The organism is Petrimonas mucosa (assembly GCF_900095795.1).
Taxonomy (GTDB): domain Bacteria; phylum Bacteroidota; class Bacteroidia; order Bacteroidales; family Dysgonomonadaceae; genus Petrimonas; species Petrimonas mucosa.
In genome coordinates, this window is record NZ_LT608328.1 from 1,367,444 (window position 1) to 1,385,066 (window position 17,623).

Sequence of the window (17,623 nt, forward strand, 5' to 3'; positions counted from 1 at the left end):
TTTAAATGGTTGATAATTGTAACAGTTCCATATCTTCGTCTACTGACGTGATTCCAGATAATCCGAAATTGTTTACCAGTACGTTCACCACGTTGGGAGAGAGGAATGCCGGCAGGGTAGGACCCAGGTGGATATTCTTTACCCCCAGATGGAGCAGGGCCAGCAGCACGATCACCGCTTTCTGTTCGTACCAGGCAATGTTGTAGGCAATGGGCAAATCATTCACATCATCCAGCCCCAGTGCCTCCTTCAGGGTGAGTGCGATCTTTACAAGTGAATAGCTGTCGTTGCACTGACCGGCATCCAGGATGCGGGGTATGCCGTTGATCTCGCCCAACGGCAGTTTGTTGTACCGGTACTTGGCACACCCTGCGGTCAGGATAACCGTATCCTGAGGTAACTTCTGCGCAAACTCGGTATAGTAGTTCCTGCCGGTCATTCTTCCGTCGCAACCGCCCATTACGATAAATTTGCGGATGTCGCCCGATTTCAATGCCGCAATCACCTTGTCGGCAAGGGCAATGACCTGATGATGTGCAAATCCTCCGACGATTTCGCCCGACTCTATCGCTTTGGGAGGCGCGCACTTTTTAGCATGTTCTATCAAGGCTGTAAAATCCTTGGGCTTTCCATCTTTCCGGTCACCAATATGTTTAAACCCTTCGAATCCCGATGCTCCGGTGGTGTAGACCCTGTCGGTATAGGTGGCCGACTTCCGGGGAGGTACGATACAGTTGGTAGTGAACAGGATGACGCCGTTGAAATTCTCAAAGTCTTCGGTCTGATGCCACCATGAGCTGCCGTAATTTCCCACGAAGTGGCTATATTTCTTGAATGCCGGGTAGTAGTTGGCAGGAAGCATTTCACTATGTGTATAGAGATCCACTCCTGTCCCCTCGGTCTGTTTCAGCAACTCCTCCATATCCTTCAAATCGTGGCCGCTGATAAGGATTCCCGGATTGTTGCGCACGCCGAGGTTGACCCTGGTGATCTCCGGATTCCCGTAGCTCGTCGTGTTTGCCCTGTCGAGCAATGCCATCACCTGCACACCATATTTTCCGGTTTCAAGTACCCATGCGGTGAGCTCCTCAGCCGTCAGTGAATTGTCTGTGGTGGCGACCAGCGCACGCTGCATGAATGCGTATATCTCCTCTTCTTCATATCCCAGGTTATAGGCATGTTCGGCATAAGCCGCCATCCCTTTCAGTCCGTAAATGATGAGTTCGCGCAGAGAACGGATATCCTCGTCTTCGGTGTTCAGTACGCCAACCTCAAACGCTTTCTGGCTTATCTCCGCTTCGGTCTCCCCGCTCCAGCATGCACCATCGAAAACGATCCCCTCAATGTCGCCGCCAGCATTTTCCAGCCTTTCCCTTGCCGCGTTCCGCATCTCAAAAGCCATCAGCAGACGCGTGACAAACCTGTTTTTGTCGAAATTGGCATTTGTAATGGTCATAAAGAGGCTATCGGTAATAAACCTGTTGATTTGTGGAATCTCGATTCCATATTTCCGCAACGAGACAGTGACGTGTGAGATCCCTTTGCACAGGAAGAGCAGCAGATCCTGAAGGTTGGCTACATCTGCACTCTTCCCGCAGACTCCCCTGACGGTGCAGCCTTCATTCTTGGCCGCTTCCTGGCATTGAAAGCAAAACATTTTATCCATATTATTCATTTTCTTGACTGTTGATGTTTAGTTCTACAAAGATATCCTGAAGGATCATGAACTTCTGTAACCCAGGTTACAGTCGGATTTTTTAAGTAATTTTAATGTTTCGACGCCCCTACTTCGACTCCCACCCTTTGATAATTTTGATTATCTGTGAGAGTTTAATTACTTTTGCTTCCAAAACGAAGCTGAGATGCAGAACACGGCGCTATCGGACTGTCCGTTGTTTTCGGGTATGGACGAGGAGTCACTCGACCAGTTCATATCCGGTACGGTGTCTGAGGTGAGAACTTTCCAGAAAGGAGAATATGTAGTCAGACAGGGTGACAACATCTCGTTTTTATACCTGTTGACAGAGGGTATTGTACGTACCGGGATGATTACGGCAGAGGGCAATCTGGTTGAGATTGAGTTTATTGAAGCTGTCCGTCCGTTGGCCTCCGCATTTCTCTTTTCCGATCATCACAGGTTCCCCGTAGATGTCATTGCCATGGAGAAGAGCGTTGTCTTTTTAATCCCGAAATCGCTCCTTCTGAAAGAGATGATGTTGAATGAAACGTTGTTGAGAAACTTTCTGAGGCTGAATTCCAATATGACCGTGTTCCTGTCGGGAAAGCTCAAGATGCTCTCGATCAAGAGCCTTCGGGCAAAGCTCTCGTTGTATATCCTGGAAAACACCTCCTACGAAAAGAATAGTTTCATGCTGAAGCGGACCCAGACACAACTGGCCGAGTATTTTGGCGTTCAACGTCCGTCGCTCGCACGAACGATCGGAGAGATGATCAACGAAGGTGTCATCTCTCTATACAAAAGAGAATTGAAAGTATTAAACCGGGAAAAATTAGAGCGTTATTGAACCATTTTTACCCACTGAAATGGGATTAGATTTGAAATAATCCGCTATATTTGTAAAGTTTAAAGAAAAAAGTTATTCTTAATAAATTTTATATCTAAAAGTCATGAGCAATCAATTAACAAGAAGAAAGTTTTTGAAGACAGCTGCTATCGGTGCTGTTGGCGTTGCTGTTTTTCCGCAGTTCGTAGCATCTTGCCAGAGCAATAAGAAATCCGATGGAATCATCCGTTTGGGTTTTATCGGTTTGGGACAACAGGCCATGTATCTGTTGAACGGATTCATGGGTATGGCGGATGTGGAGGTCGTTGCCGGCTGCGACGTGTACGGTATCAAAAGGGAGCGTTTTCTGAGAAGGGTGAACGATTACTATACCCAACAGGAGAAAAGAGTATCTGTCGAGGTGTACGAAAACTACAAGGATCTGATCGCACGCGATGATATCGATGCGGTTGTGATCGCTACTCCCGACCATTGGCACGCATTTATCGCCATAGCAGCCTGCAATGCCAAGAAAAACGTCTATCTTGAAAAACCGTTGACATTCACCATCAGGGAAGGTCAGGAACTGGTAAAGGCGGTCCGGAAAAACAAGGTGATTCTTGCAGTAGGCAGCCAGCAACGTTCCGATCCCAACTTCCAGCATGCCGTTAAAATGGTACAGGAGGGAAAAATCGGCAAGATAGAGAAGGTCAACGCTTATGTAGGTGCACCTCCCACACCGTACGACCTCCCGGAAGAACCTGTTCCGGCAGACCTGAACTGGCCGCTGTGGTTAGGTCCTTCTGAGTATGTACACTACAACTCTCAATTGAACCCGCCCATTTCTCTCGATCCGGAACAAAAAGAGCAGTTCTGGGGTGCATGGCGCTGGTATAAGGAGCTGGGTGGAGGATTCACCACCGACTGGGGTGCACACATGTTCGATATTGCTCAATGGGGACTGGGCATGGATAATAGTGGTCCGGTGGAGATTATTCCCGCAGGATATGAAGATACGAAGTTCCTTACCTTCAAATATGCCAATGGCGTCGTGATGACGGAAGAGCCGTTCGACGAAAAGCAGACCAAGGGAGTGAAATTCTGGGGAGACAAGGGCTGGATCGAGGTTTCGAGAGGCCATTTCCTGGCTTCCGACGACAGTCTGCTGCCACCCAAGGTTGAAGCAACTGAAGGAGCTTACGAAACGAAAGTTCCTCACCTTGCCAATTTCATACAGGCTGTAAAGACGAAAACCGATCCGGTTGTACCGGTTGAAATCGGTCACCGCACCTGCACGGTCTGTACACTCGGAAACATTGCATACGACCTGATGCGCCCGATAAAATGGGATCCGGCAGCAGAGAAGTTTGTAGATGATCCGGAAGCCGAGAAGAACAGGCTGTTCAATAAAACCTATACCGAAGGGTATAAGCTTTAAAAAGATTCATACAGTGAGGGTACTCCTGAACGGATACCCTCACTCTTTTTCTGCCGACCTCCTGTGTGGCGCACCAGCATCTAATGTAACTAAATCTATAGGTGTAAGTTCAATTTTTTAATCTAACAATCATGAACAATCAATTAACAAGAAGAAAGTTTATCCGGACAGCGGCCGTTGGCGCGGTTGGTGCAACTGTATTTCCTCAGTTTCTGGCTTCCTGCAGTTCAAGCAAGAAGGGAAAAGGTGATAAAGATACCGATACCGTCCGTTTGGGATTTATCGGTTTAGGTCAGCAGGGAATAGGATTGCTGGGTGCCTTCCTCTCTATTCCGGGAGTGGAGGTATTGGCCGGAAGTGATGTGTACGGTATCAAGCGGGAGCGTTTTTTAAGACGAGTAAATAGTCATTATGCTTCGCAGCAGAGATCGGTAGCCGTAGAGGTTTATGAAAACTACAAAGATCTGCTGGCCCGGGAAGATATTGATGCCGTTGTGATAGCAACGCCCGACCATTGGCATGCGTTTATTGCTATTGATGCTTGCAAGGCAAAAAAACATATCTATCTGGAAAAACCGCTTACCTTCACCATCAAGGAGGGTCAGGCACTGGTAAAGGCGGTTCGTGACAATGGTGTGATTCTTGGGGTAGGTAGCCAGCAACGTTCTGATCCCAACTTCCAGCACGCCGTAAAAATGGTCCAGGAAGGACGGATTGGCAAGATTGAAAAGGTAAATGCATACGTCGGGCCAGGTCCGCATCCCTACGACTTGCCGGAGGAGCCTGTGCCGGCCGATCTGAACTGGGAAATGTGGCTGGGCCCGCTGGAGTATTTTCACTACAACTCCCGGTTGAATCCTCCCATTTCGCTCGATCCGGAAGAGAATGAGACCTACTGGGCCGAATGGCGCTACAACAAGGGACTGGGCGGCGGATTCACCACCGACTGGGGTGCCCACAATTTTGATATTGCTCAATGGGGCATAGGAATGGATAAGAGTGGTCCGGTTGAAATCATTCCGGCCGGATATGAAGGTACGGAGTTCCTGACCTTCAAATACGACAATGGGGTGGTTGTGACCAACGAGCCATTTAATGAGCAGAAGACATTGGGAATCAAATTTTGGGGAGATAAAGGCTGGATAGAGGTTTCGAGAGAGTTCTACCATGCATCCGACGAGAGTTTGATGCCTCCAAAGGTTGAGGAGCAGGAGGGAAGATACGAAACGAGAGTTCCTCACAACCAGAATTTCATCGATGCGGTGAGGTCGAATGTCGACCCCATTGTTCCGGTGGAGATAGGACACAGCACCTGTACTACCTGTAACCTCGGAAATATCGCTATCGAACTGAAGCGCCCGCTCAAATGGAATCCGGCAACCCAGACATTTGTAGATGACCCTGAGGCGACCAAGTACCTCACGAAAACCTATAGCGAGGGATTCTCGATCTGATAGCGGGAGAGTCTTTAAGAGATGGAATGACCCCCAAAAGTAAGGCAAAACTTTTGGGGGTCAACTATAATTGTTGCTATTGCTGCCGGGCTACTTCTCCCTGTTCACGATGACCAATCCCAGCTCGTCGAGCTGCTCCTGTTCAATACGCGATGGCGCATCTATCATGACGTCGCGCCCGGAGTTGTTCTTCGGAAAAGCGATGCAGTCGCGGATACTGTCGAGGCCGGCAAAGATCGATACCAGCCTGTCGAGCCCAAAGGCTATTCCACCGTGGGGAGGTGCTCCATACTTGAATGCGTTCATCAGGAACCCGAACTGCTCCTGAGCGCGCTCTTCGGTGAAGCCCAGAACGGAGAACATCTTCTGCTGCAATGCACTGTCGTGGATACGGATTGAACCGCCACCAACCTCCACGCCGTTGATCACCAAGTCGTAGGCGTTGGCCCTCACGGCTCCCGGATCTGAGTCGAGCAGCGCAATATCTTCAGGTTTGGGTGACGTGAAGGGGTGGTGTTTGGCGAAGAACCGGTTCAGTTCCTCATCTTTTTCCAGCAACGGAAAATCGACCACCCAAAGACATTTATAGTTGTTCTTGTCGCGTAATCCCAGTCGGCTACCCATCTCGAGGCGAAGTTCAGACAGCTGTTTCTGCGTTTTCTCGGTCTCGCCGCTCAACACCAGGATCAGGTCGCCCGGTTTGGCATTGCATCGCTCTGCCCACGCTTTCAGGTCGCTTTCGGAGTAGAACTTGTCAACCGACGATTTCAGGCTGCCATCTTCGTTGTAACGGACATATATCAGTCCTTTGGCTCCAATTTGCGGCCGCTTCACGAAATCGGTCAGTTCGTCGAGCTGTTTGCGGGTATATGATGCAGATCCCTGAGCGCAGATGGCACCGACATATTCCGATGAGTCGAAGACCCCGAAACCCCGGTCGGTTGTCAGATCCTTAATCTCCACAAATTTCATTTCGAAACGGATATCTGGCTTGTCAGATCCGTATTGGCGCATGGCATCGGCGTAACTCATCCGGGGGAAATCTGGCAGGTCGATCCCCTTCAAGGTCTTGAACAGGTGTTTCGTCAACCCTTCAAACATGTTCAGCACATCCTCCTGTTGAACGAACGACATCTCGCAGTCGATCTGGGTAAACTCAGGCTGTCTGTCTGCCCGCAGATCCTCGTCACGGAAACATTTTACGATCTGGAAATAGCGGTCGAACCCCGAGACCATCAGCAACTGCTTGAAAAGCTGCGGCGACTGGGGCAATGCATAGAATTCGCCGGGGTTCATGCGGGAGGGGACGATAAAGTCGCGTGCGCCCTCAGGTGTAGATCCGATAAGGACAGGGGTCTCTACCTCCAGGAAATCTCTTTCATCGAGATATTTCCGCACTTCAAACGCCATCTTGTGACGAAGCTCGAGATTCTTTCGAACTACATTACGCCTCAGATCGAGGTAGCGGTACTTCATCCGCAGATCATCCCCGCCGTCGGTCTCAGTTTCGATGGTGAAGGGGGGGGTCTGTGCTGCATTCAGGACCACAATGGCCGTTACCGCAATCTCAATCTCTCCGGTAGGTATATTGGGGTTCTTGCTCGATCTCTCCTCCACTTTTCCCGTCACCTGAATCACCCATTCCCGGCCCAGCCTGTTTGCCTGCTCGCAAAGCTCCTGGTTTTTCTCCTGGTTGAACGACAGCTGGGTTACCCCGTACCGGTCGCGCAGGTCGACAAAAGTCATTCCTCCCATCTTCCGGATTTTGTGGACCCAACCCGAAAGGGTAACCTCCTTATTCACGTCGGCGATGCGTAATTCGCCACAAGTCCTGTTTCTATACATATTATTGCTTGTTTGCCATTTAATTGGAGTGCAAATTTACACATTTCTGACGTTGAAACCACTTGCCGGATAAAAAAAGCTGAAAAGTTTTGATATTATTGGATAAAATCGTACTTTTGCACCCACGTTTTGAAGAGAACGTTCCGGGGTGTAGCGCAGTCCGGTTAGCGCACCTGCTTTGGGAGCAGGGGGTCGCGAGTTCGAATCCCGCCACCCCGACTTGATGAGGGAGTTACAATAGATATTGTAGCTCCCTCTATTTTTTGGAAACAGGCAACAGTCGGGTCACAAAAGCGACCTCGATAAGCCAGGAGTAAAACCCTATATTTGACCTGGAGGAGCTGACCGGAGGCTGCTGTTTTGGAACCCGAAGCCTTGTTGCTTCATAGATTTTACATACTTTTGCATAGTTACTTTATCTTAAAAAATATCAGCTGTGAGAAAGATAACATTTTTATTGACTTTTGTTTTCAGTATCAGTCTATTTGCCACTGAAAGAGTTGCTATTTGGCCAAAGGATAGAATGCCATATCGGCAGGACCATCAGATCGCAGCCATGACAGACGAGGCCGGGAAAAAGGATTTCAATGCCGACAAGAATCGGATAGCATATCTCGAATGGTTTGATGCGCCCCCCAAGGAACTGCGGAATGGAGGATGCATGATTCTCATTTCGGGCGGTTCTTACGAGTCCTGTTGTGATGTGGACCTTATCAAATTATGGAATAAGACATTTACCCAATTGGGATTTCAATGTGTAAACCTGGTCTATAGAACACCCAGACCGGTAGGGATTCCCTATTATCAAACCGCATGGGTGGATGGACAACGTGCTGTTCGTAAAGTGCGGAGTGAAGCCAAAAAACGTGGGTTTGACCCAGATAGGATAGGGGTTATCTCCATGTCGGCAGGTTCGCATTTAGCCTTGTTGCTGGCCACCAGTTCACAGACACCTGCCTATGAGAAAGTGGACCAGATTGACGAACTGCCCTGCAACATTAACTGGGCGATTGTCAATGCTCCTGCTTATGGTACTACCGATGCGGAAACAGGTATTCCTGCTCCCCGTCAAGGATATGGTACAGATGTGAAATTGAGTAATGTTTTCAAGTTTGATGAGTATACCTGTCCGATGAGTCTTCATCACGGCGGAACCGATATCTATTCTGCACGGACCTCGACATTGGTTTACCGACAACTCAGGCGGATGAATATTCCTGCCGAGTTACATCTCTATGCCGATAAGGGACATGGCGCTTTTGGACTGGAGAGAGGAGTTGAGTTTATGCGCCAGATGGGCTATATGGGCAAGCTGGAAGATGAGGTGGAGCTGATGAGCCGATATGCTTCCGATCACAGTCGTGCCGATTATTCCAAGATGAACATCTGGCCGGATGGGAAGATGCCGGATGTTCAACCCAATCAGTGCACACCCTATCTTGAATGGCATACACCGAAAAATCTCAAGACAAAAGCGATACAGATCATCTACTCTGGCGGAAGTTACCAGGGTAATGACCCCGACGGCTTTGAAGTGGCACCTGCCCGTCGCTATCTCAATGAATTGGGCATGACAGTAGTAACTTTAAAGTACCGTACACCCAGGCCTACCACGGGGCTATCCAAGCACACCACCGCCTGGCAGGATCTGCAGCGTACCATCAAGATCGTACGAAGCGAGGCGGCTAAACGGGGACTCGATCCGGACCGGATCGGCATTATGGGTAGTTCTGCAGGTGGACATCTAACCTTGATGGGTGTAACTTCCTCACTGCATCAGTCCTACCTGCCTATCGACGAGATTGATAAGCTTTCTTGTAACGTGCAATGGGGAATAGGTATCTATCCTGCCTATGCACTGACCGACGGTGCGGAAGAGCCTAATAAGGGAAAAGGTAATGATGATAGTGCCATACTGGTACCGGAATTCTCGTTCGATCTAAAGACCGCTCCTATGCTGTTTGTACATGGAGATGCTGACGGATGGGCCGCGATGAACTCGGTAAAGAGTTGGGAGAAGATGCAAGAGATGGGAATCCAAAGCGAACTTCACACCTTGGCTACGCGTGAGCACTGCTTCCAGCAAAAGGCTTCTCCCGGAACAGGAAGCTATACGTTCCTCGATCGTATTTGGGAATTTCTTACATCAAAGGGGTTTAATAAATAATTGGGGTCAATCCTCACCGATTGCGACAATCATATCCATTACATTGGTACCTGTATTCCCGGTCATGATATGACCGCCGGCCTGTTGAAAAAAGTGGTAGGAGTCGCAGCCGTTGAGGTATTGATAGGGATTGATCCCCCTCTCCAAAGCGTTTGACACCGTTTTGTCATCAATTACTGCACCCGCGGCATCGGTGGGCCCGTCGGTACCGTCAGTACCGGCACAAAGGATGGTGATCCTCTTTTTGGGGCTGATCCTTGTTGCCAGATAGAGGGCCAGGTGTTGATTGCGACCTCCTTTCCCGTTTCCGGATACCTTGACGGTAGGTTCACCTCCGAAAAGCAGGCAGAGCGGTTTTGCACGCTTTGGGCGCTGGTAATTTTCAACAGTATCTAGGATATAATCGGCCACCGCGGTATAATCTCCCTGTAATGTTTCGGTTACGATCTCTGTTGTACAGCCCAACTCCTTAGCCTTTTGTGCAGCCGCACGGAGGGCTGTGGAATTGCTGCCGATAACGTAGTTGTAGACATTCTGAAAGATAGGGTCGTCGGGTTTGGGTGTGTCGGGGATAGAGCCGGCCACCCCTTTTTGCAGGTGATGGAGCACAGATGCGGGAAGCTTTTCTTTCAGCGAATAGCTGTTGATCACATCCATCGCATCGGCGAAGTTGGTTCTATCCCCTGCTGTCGGTCCCGATGCAATTACCTCCAATCTGTTGCCGACAACGTCCGAAAGTATCAGACTGACAGTCGTTGCTGGAAAAAGTGTACGGGCCAGCTCTCCCCCCTTGACTCCCGACAGGTGTTTACGAATAGTGTTTATCTTGGCGATATCTGCTCCACAGGTTACCAGCAGTTCATTGGTCCGTTTCAGATCGTCGAGTGAAATTCCTTCCGGAAGATCAGCCATCAGTGCCGAGGCGCCTCCCGACAGCAGACAGACAACCAGATCGTTTTCGCCAGCCTTACGGGCAATATCGAGCATGCGTTGAGTACCTTTCACTCCCTCCGCATCCGGTACCGGGTGCCCTGCTTCGGTAAGGGTCAGACGCTTTAACGCTCTTCCGTGGCCATACTTTGTAATAATATGTCCATCTCTTATTCTGTCGCCCAAGAGCCGCTCCATCTCGCAGGCCATTGCGGCGGCCGCTTTTCCGGCTGCCAGGAGATATATCTGTCTGAAACGGGATAGCGGGAATTCCCACTCCGCCAGATGCAAAAAATCTCCTGAGAGTTTTACCTGCGATCGGATCAACTTCTCGGGAAGAACAGCATCCACTCCCGCAAGAAATATCTGTTCTGCAATATCTTTCATATCTTATCGGATTACAGAATAAAGAGAGAGGTGAGCCAGACGCATAGAAAAGTTACAACCGCCATCACTGCAGTGGCCGATGAGAATACTTTCAGTGCAATGTTCGGGCTGATTCCCGAGAAGCGGGAAACCACCCAGAAATATGAGTCGTTGGCATGAGATACCATCATCGAGCCGGCCCCCATCGAAAGCATTGTCAGAAGTTTGCCCGTTTCAGAATAAAGCCCCAAGGTGGGTAACATCGGTACGACCAACGAGGCAGTCGTGATGATGGCCACGGTAGAGGAACCCTGAGCCGTTTTTAGAGTGGAAGCGATGAGAAACGGAACGAGAAGTCCCAATCCTGTCTGCAGCAGAAAATCACCCGCATAGGCGCCTACACCGGTTTCCTTGATCACCAGTCCAAACATCCCGCCGGCACCGGTTACAACCAATATCGGACCTGCTTTCACAATGGCGGAATCCAAAACCCTGTTGATATCTTTTATTCCCTTGTTCTTCAACAGAAGCAGCGATAGCAGTACCCCTATCATCAGTGAAATGATCGGTTGACCGATAAAGGCCAACCCCCTTAATACCATCTTGCTGTTGGAGATATCCAGTACTGTGAGTAATGAGCCGGTAGCGATTAGCAGTAGCGGAACAACTACAGGCAGCAGGGAGAGATGAACCGGAGGAAGCTGTTCTTCGCACGGAACTTCATGATGTAGCTCCTCCCTCTCTTTGTACAAGTCGCTTCGGGTTTGCCATTTAATCCACAAAAAGGCCGAGAGGGCCGCAGGAATAGCGAAGAGCGTTCCCAAAACGATCAACATGCCAATGTTGGCATCCAGAATCCCGGAAGCGGCTAAAGCACCCGGATGAGTGGGAGTGAGGCAATGCACCGAATAGAGCGAGGTGGCCAGCACGAAAGCGATCACAGTCAGTGCAACTTTGGCCTTGGAGCTGAACCTCTTTGCCAGTCCGCTCATGATGATATATCCGGAATCACAAAAGATGGGCAATCCCACAATGAATCCGGAGATTCCCATTGCTGAGGCTGCATTCCGATGCCCTGTCCTTGATAAGATATAGTTGGCAATGCTAGATGCACCACTGGTCTTTTCCAGTACCGTGGCGATAATCGCCCCAAAAATGACAAGAAATCCAATGGATGCCACAGTGTTGCCGAAACCCTCCTTTAGAATATCGACAATACCCTTTTCCGGCAGTGCGGTAATGGCAAGCAGTAGAGAGACAATGAACAACGAGGCAAATGCGTTGAGTTTGGTGACGGAGGTAAGGAGTACAATCAACACAATACTCAACACCACGAGAAAAGAGATGACAAGGATGCTCATGCGTATTTAGGTTTTTTACAACTACGCAACTTATGCCACCCGCCTTTGCAGCTATATCTCTATTATCCCACGCTGCCTTCTAGGCTGATCTGCAGTAGCTTCTGTGCTTCAACGGCAAACTCCATCGGGAGTTTGTTTACCACCTCCTTCACATATCCGTTCACAATCAGGCTGATCGCCTCCTCTTCGCTCAAACCGCGTTGATTGCAGTAGAAGATCTGGTCTTCACTGATTTTCGAGGTGGTAGCTTCATGTTCCAGGATAGCGGTGGGATTCTGGATATCGGTATAGGGGAAAGTGTGAGCACCGCAATGGTCGGTAAGCAGCAAGCTGTCGCACTGCGAGTGGTTGCGGGCGTTTGTTGCCTTTTTCGCCACTTTGACCAGTCCCCGGTAACTGTTTTGGCTGTTTCCTGCCGAAATACCCTTGGAGACGATGCGGCTTCGGGTGTTCTTCCCGAGATGGATCATCTTGGTTCCCGTATCGGCCTGCTGGTAGTTGTTGGTCACTGCAACCGAATAGAACTCCCCCACGGAGTTGTCACCCGCCAGAATGCAGGAGGGGTATTTCCAGGTGATGGCAGAGCCGGTCTCCACCTGTGTCCAGGAGATCTTCGAGTTGTTGCCTTTGCAGATACCCCGCTTTGTGACGAAGTTGTATACTCCCCCCTTGCCGTTTTTGTCCCCCGGATACCAGTTCTGTACCGTAGAGTACTTAACTTCAGCGTTTTCAAGGGCTACGATCTCCACCACTGCGGCATGCAACTGGTTCTCGTCACGCATGGGAGCCGTACATCCTTCCAGGTAGCTTACATAGGAGTTGTCGTCTGCCACGATGAGTGTCCGTTCAAACTGACCGGTATTTTGTGCATTGATACGGAAATAGGTGGATAACTCCATCGGACAACGCACCCCCTTAGGTACGTAGACGAACGAGCCGTCGCTGAAAACGGCCGAGTTGAGAGCGGCGTAGAAGTTATCTTTGTATGGCACAACGGTGGCCAGGTATTTTTTTACCAAATCGGGATGGTGTTTTACCGCTTCGCTGAACGAGCTAAAGATAATCCCTTTTTCGGCAAGTACCTCCTTGAAGGTTGTCTTCACCGATACGCTGTCCATCACGGCATCCACAGCCACACCTGTCAACTGCTTCTGTTCGTTGAGGGGGATGCCTAACCGTTCAAAGGTTTTCAACAGCTCCGGATCCACCTCATCCAGTGATTGCGGCCGTTTCCGTTGAGTGGGATCGGCATAATAGATGATATCCTGAAAATCGATTTCCGGGATGTTCAGGTGTGCCCAGTCGGGTTTTTCCATTGTCAACCAATGGCGATAGGCCTTTAATCTGAACTCCAGCAACCATTCCGGTTCATTCTTTTTTGAAGAGATCAACCGTATGACCTCTTCATTCAACCCTTTCTCAATTGTATATGTTTCGACCTCGGTGACGAATCCGTATTTGTAATCTTGTGTGGTTATGTCATTTAATATCTGATCCTGATCTAGTTCCTGCATCTTACATATTGATTGTCGATCGATGTGATCGGTTCGTACTAATTAACGGGAAGAGCTAATCCCTTCCGATGAATAAACAAACGATAAGTAGATTTGTTTGCGCAAAATTACATCAAATTCTGAACAAAAACCACTCCGTTTGAGTTAAAAGGTGGAATTCAATAATAAAGAGGAATTAAAAGTATGAAAAAAGTATGTTTAACATTATCACTGTTCACACTGGTTTTTGGCCTTATGGCTCAAACGAAATTCTCGGTGGACAAGGCGCACTCGTCAGTTAATTTTAAAGTAAAGCATAACGGCATCTCATTCGTTAACGGTAGTTTCAACACCTTTGACGGATTTGTAGTGGGCGATCTCAACAACCTGCAGGATGCAAGAATCGAGTTTACGGTTGATGCTAGAAGCATCGATACGCGGATTGAACCGAGGGACAATCACCTGCGTGGAGCCGATTTCTTCGACACTGAAAAGTATCCGCAAATACTCTTCAAGAGCACCGGGATTGAGAAGATCGACGACAAGAACTATAAATTGAAAGGCTTGATTACGCTCAAGGATGTGACAAAAGCCGTAACGTTTGATGTAGTGTATGGTGGCAAGATTGTCGGCAGGGGCGGTAAGGATGTGATCGGGTTTATCGCCAAGGGTCGGATCAACCGGTTCGACTTCAATGTGGCATACGATCCCGATGGCAAAACCATTGCCAAGGATGTGGATCTCATACTCTACATGGAGTTTGTAGCCGAGTGAAAAGATAAACCTCTCTGCTGAATAGCATCTTGCAGAAAGGTAGTTCCCCTCCTGATCGGAGGGGATTTTTTATTTTAACCACCCCTCTTTGAAAAATACTTTTTCAAGAATTCCGGTTTGAGTATGGGTCCCAGATCTTCGTACGGAATATCCACATCAATCACACCCATCGAATAGGGTGCGATTTCGTACTGGTTAAAGGCGTAATGGATACCCTTGTCGTCCAACCAGAAATTGTTGTTGGGTGCAATCTCCTTCGGATCAAAGAAGCCATGGTTGATCAGCGAGTCGGGTTCAGTGACATTGTACTGCATCATCAACCGGCTGGTGATGATCATGCCGAGACTCTTTTCATAGTCGGGAAGAAAGATATCCTCCTCCGAAATGGTGACCAGTTCTCCGAGATCGATATTGGTATAGGTAATCTGGTGCGACCCGTGCGCCCCGCCGGTATAGTCGCTGTATTCCACCGCGTAGCTCAGGAGCAGGTCGTTCTGAAACACCACTTTGTTGGTATTGTACATGTAGTACCAGTACCACGAGGGCGCCTCATCTCCGGCAAATCTCTTCTTCTCTTCGTTGTAGCTCTCTGCCAGTGACCTGTATTCCTCCATGTATCCGGAGAGATAGGCCTCCACCGCAGCTTGCGGAGCGAGAGAGTCGAGTTGCAGGTTCTGGAAGAAGGTGCCGATAAAGATCTGTTGTAAACGGGCGAGATCTTCCTTGCTGCCAAATTCTTCCGGATAGATGAAGCTCACCTTCACGTCGGCAAATGGCAACGTTGTGTCATTTGTCTCGAACATGGGGATCTGCTTCTTGACCACGATACTGTCGTAAACAATGGGTGCGGGCACTTTTGCACTCTTTTTGCAGGAAAACAGCATATACGAAAGCAGGGGCAAGAAGACCGCAACTGTGATTAATTTTTTGTTTTTCATACCTGAAATTTTTTTGAACGGTGTCGTAGAGTTCGGGATTTTCTTTGATTCTTTTGCCTGTATGCTTTCGGCATGAAATGTTACTGGATGATCTGCCGGATAGCACCCAGCTCGGGATAGAAGATCACCTTGATCGGCTGCTTCATGTTGTCGAACATCTTTTTTACAAGCACATCCTTCGTGCCAAACTGGACAACATCCACCTCCATATCCTTCAGTGCCCTGTTCTTGAATTCCAGGATCAGTTGCGCTTTCCCGGGAACATTGTAGACCACCCCTTCAGACAGTTTCTTCTCGAGACGCTCCCTCTCCTTGTCGGAAATTGCCGATTCGATCTTTGGAGTTTTGTTTCTCAATGTCAGATAGATGGGTTCGCCTGCGAGATTGTCGGCATCCACCGGTCCCAACTTCACTGAAAACCTGCCGATGATCATCCTGTCGATCTCCTTTTCAGTAGGAACGATCACGATCTCCCTGGTGAAATACTCGGTTTGCGTACTTCCCGAAAACATCTCGGTCAATGCCTTCTCCTGGGCATTGATCTGCTCCATCACAACCTTATAGGCCTCACCGTCGGGCGGCATGTTGTCGGCCTCGCCGATGAGGATGTCATTGCGGCTACGGCGCAGGTCGAAAATCTGTTTCGCAACCAGTTCTGCCTGTTTGGCCGTGGAACCGGCCATCAGTGTCTCTTCCGACAGAAACCTCCTTGGATTTAACGGGGCAGGCGATGGTGCCGGAAGCTCGAATGTGGGTGTCTCTTCGGTTACCGGTTCGGCATTTATGGTGGAGATCAGTCCCTCCTGTGTGAGATAGACATAGGGTGCCAATGAGTTGGGCCTGAAGATGACCATGTAGGAGTTCTCCTTGTCAACTACGCCACGGTTAGTTACCATCACATCCTCCAGTGTGAATTCGGTCCTGCTCTCGGTAATGGGGTCGATATTCAGGTATCGCTGCGCATACTGATAAAATTCACCGCGGTTGAAAACCGTTTTTTTCACTTTCAATGTTACCACAAGTGATGTCTTCGGCAATGAATAGATTACCCCGTAATTATTCGCCTTGACGGCATTCATCCTGACGGTCTGTTGCGGGCGTATGCCGACAACGGGAAGCAAAACAATTACTGCAGAGAATATAAGGCGTTTAATCTGTATCATATCATTGTTGTTTGACAATATTCAGTTCTGGACGTTCCAAACTTCAGGATCTAATGTGCGGCCTGAAACTGCTTCAGGAAATTCACGTCGTTTTCTGAGAACATCCGAAGGTCCTTTACCTGATATTTCAGGTTGGTGATCCGTTCGATACCCATTCCGAGTGCGTATCCGGAATAGATTTTGCTGTCGATACCGCAATTTTCCAGCACATTGGGGTCTACCATGCCGCATCCAAGTATCTCTACCCAACCGGTGTGCTTGCAGAATGGGCAACCTTCTCCGCCACACAGGTTGCAGGAGATATCCATCTCCGCGCTCGGTTCGGTGAACGGAAAGTAGGACGGGCGGAGACGAATCTTTGTACGGGCACCAAACATCTCCTTGGCGAAGAAAAGCAATGCCTGTTTCAGATCGGCAAAGGATACATCCTTGTCCACATATAACGCCTCCACCTGATGGAAGAAGCAGTGCGCCCTGTAGGAGATCGCTTCATTTCTATAGACCCGTCCGGGACAGATGATGCGGATAGGCGGGGTCGTCTTTTCCATGACGCGGGTCTGCACCGATGAGGTGTGCGTACGCAGAACGATATCGGGGTTGCTCTGGATGAAAAAGGTATCCTGCATGTCGCGTGCCGGATGATCTTCTGCAAAATTGAGCGACGAGAAAACATGCCAGTCGTCTTCCACCTCCGGACCCTCCGCGATGGAGAACCCCAGCCGTTTAAAGATGTCACAGATCTCCTCTTTCACGATCGATATCGGGTGACGTGAACCGAGGGGAATCGGGTAGGCGGTACGGGTCAGGTCGATCTCCACACTCTTGTCGCTGCTGCTCTCAAATGCGGTTTTCAGCGATTGGATCTTCTCCTGTACCTTCTGTTTCAGTTCGTTCAATTTCATCCCCACCTCACGTTTCTGCGCAGGAGGAACATTTCTGAAGTCGTCCATCAGCATGGAGATGATTCCTTTCTTGCTTAAGTACTTTATACGCAGCGATTCCAGTTCGTCGGGTCCCGTTGCCGAGAGCTGATCTATCTCGGAAAGAAGGGCGTGAATTCTATCTAACATACGGTTGTTATTCTCGTTATTTTTATGCAAAAATACATTTTTCTTGGCGATTAACCTTGATTTTGAAGAAAGAAATCGTTTGCCCCTTTTTTTGAAAAACAAATCGTATTTTTGTGTAAA

The 17,623-nt window shown here is 49.0% G+C and carries 13 protein-coding genes and 1 tRNA gene; 6 read left to right on the forward strand and 8 right to left on the reverse strand.

Annotation, left to right across the window (positions count from 1 at the left end):
• Position 1 precedes the first annotated feature (1 nt).
• On the reverse strand, positions 2 to 1,657 hold the full coding sequence (hcp, locus tag ING2E5A_RS05415) for a hydroxylamine reductase (RefSeq protein ID WP_071138211.1): 1,656 nt from the start codon (positions 1,655 to 1,657) through the stop codon (positions 2 to 4).
• 205 nt (positions 1,658 to 1,862) lie between these two features.
• On the opposite strand from hcp, the gene ING2E5A_RS05420 reads away from it, so the two are divergent.
• From ING2E5A_RS05420 to ING2E5A_RS05430, 3 genes are all read left to right on the forward strand, one after another.
• Positions 1,863 to 2,525, forward strand: a complete 663-nt coding sequence (locus tag ING2E5A_RS05420) for a Crp/Fnr family transcriptional regulator (RefSeq protein WP_071136533.1) — start codon at positions 1,863 to 1,865, stop codon at positions 2,523 to 2,525.
• A 103-nt stretch (positions 2,526 to 2,628) separates the two neighbouring features.
• Entirely contained in the window at positions 2,629 to 3,942 is a 1,314-nt protein-coding gene (locus ING2E5A_RS05425; protein WP_071136534.1) for a Gfo/Idh/MocA family oxidoreductase, read from the forward strand.
• A 131-nt stretch (positions 3,943 to 4,073) separates the two neighbouring features.
• Positions 4,074 to 5,396 (forward strand): Gfo/Idh/MocA family protein, encoded by a 1,323-nt coding sequence (locus tag ING2E5A_RS05430; protein ID WP_071136535.1) that lies wholly within the window; start codon positions 4,074 to 4,076, stop codon positions 5,394 to 5,396.
• Positions 5,397 to 5,486: 90 nt separating this feature from the next.
• Here ING2E5A_RS05430 and aspS read toward each other — a convergent pair whose 3' ends face one another.
• Positions 5,487 to 7,241 (reverse strand): aspartate--tRNA ligase, encoded by a 1,755-nt coding sequence (aspS, locus tag ING2E5A_RS05435; RefSeq protein WP_071136536.1) that lies wholly within the window; start codon positions 7,239 to 7,241, stop codon positions 5,487 to 5,489.
• Between the two features lie 144 nt (positions 7,242 to 7,385).
• Between aspS and ING2E5A_RS05440 the strand changes: the two genes are divergently transcribed.
• A tRNA-Pro gene (locus tag ING2E5A_RS05440) sits at positions 7,386 to 7,460 on the forward strand.
• A 304-nt stretch (positions 7,461 to 7,764) separates the two neighbouring features.
• Positions 7,765 to 9,408, forward strand: coding sequence for an alpha/beta hydrolase (locus ING2E5A_RS05445; protein WP_231960448.1), 1,644 nt, complete (start codon positions 7,765 to 7,767; stop codon positions 9,406 to 9,408).
• 6 nt (positions 9,409 to 9,414) lie between these two features.
• Here ING2E5A_RS05445 and ING2E5A_RS05450 read toward each other — a convergent pair whose 3' ends face one another.
• The 3 genes from ING2E5A_RS05450 to sufB form a co-directional block, all read right to left on the reverse strand.
• Positions 9,415 to 10,725, reverse strand: a complete 1,311-nt coding sequence (locus ING2E5A_RS05450; RefSeq protein ID WP_071136538.1) for a glycerate kinase type-2 family protein — start codon at positions 10,723 to 10,725, stop codon at positions 9,415 to 9,417.
• 11 nt (positions 10,726 to 10,736) lie between these two features.
• A complete protein-coding gene (locus ING2E5A_RS05455) occupies positions 10,737 to 12,065 on the reverse strand; it encodes a GntP family permease (RefSeq protein ID WP_071136539.1) in 1,329 nt (442 codons plus the stop codon).
• A 62-nt stretch (positions 12,066 to 12,127) separates the two neighbouring features.
• Entirely contained in the window at positions 12,128 to 13,579 is a 1,452-nt protein-coding gene (gene sufB, locus ING2E5A_RS05460; protein ID WP_071136540.1) for a Fe-S cluster assembly protein SufB, read from the reverse strand.
• Positions 13,580 to 13,762: 183 nt separating this feature from the next.
• Between sufB and ING2E5A_RS05465 the strand changes: the two genes are divergently transcribed.
• Entirely contained in the window at positions 13,763 to 14,332 is a 570-nt protein-coding gene (locus ING2E5A_RS05465; protein ID WP_071136541.1) for a YceI family protein, read from the forward strand.
• Between the two features lie 74 nt (positions 14,333 to 14,406).
• Here ING2E5A_RS05465 and ING2E5A_RS05470 read toward each other — a convergent pair whose 3' ends face one another.
• The 3 genes from ING2E5A_RS05470 to pheS all read right to left on the reverse strand — a co-directional run bounded on the left by ING2E5A_RS05470 (position 14,407) and on the right by pheS (position 17,503).
• Positions 14,407 to 15,270 carry a DUF3298 and DUF4163 domain-containing protein gene (locus ING2E5A_RS05470; RefSeq protein WP_083373205.1) on the reverse strand — a complete coding sequence of 288 codons (864 nt, stop codon included), beginning with the start codon at positions 15,268 to 15,270 and terminating at the stop codon, positions 14,407 to 14,409.
• Positions 15,271 to 15,350: 80 nt separating this feature from the next.
• Positions 15,351 to 16,433, reverse strand: a complete 1,083-nt coding sequence (locus tag ING2E5A_RS05475) for a DUF4831 family protein (protein ID WP_092032861.1) — start codon at positions 16,431 to 16,433, stop codon at positions 15,351 to 15,353.
• Between the two features lie 50 nt (positions 16,434 to 16,483).
• Positions 16,484 to 17,503: a phenylalanine--tRNA ligase subunit alpha gene (pheS, locus tag ING2E5A_RS05480; RefSeq protein WP_071138213.1), complete on the reverse strand. Its 1,020-nt coding sequence runs from the start codon at positions 17,501 to 17,503 to the stop codon at positions 16,484 to 16,486.
• Positions 17,504 to 17,623 lie beyond the last annotated feature (120 nt).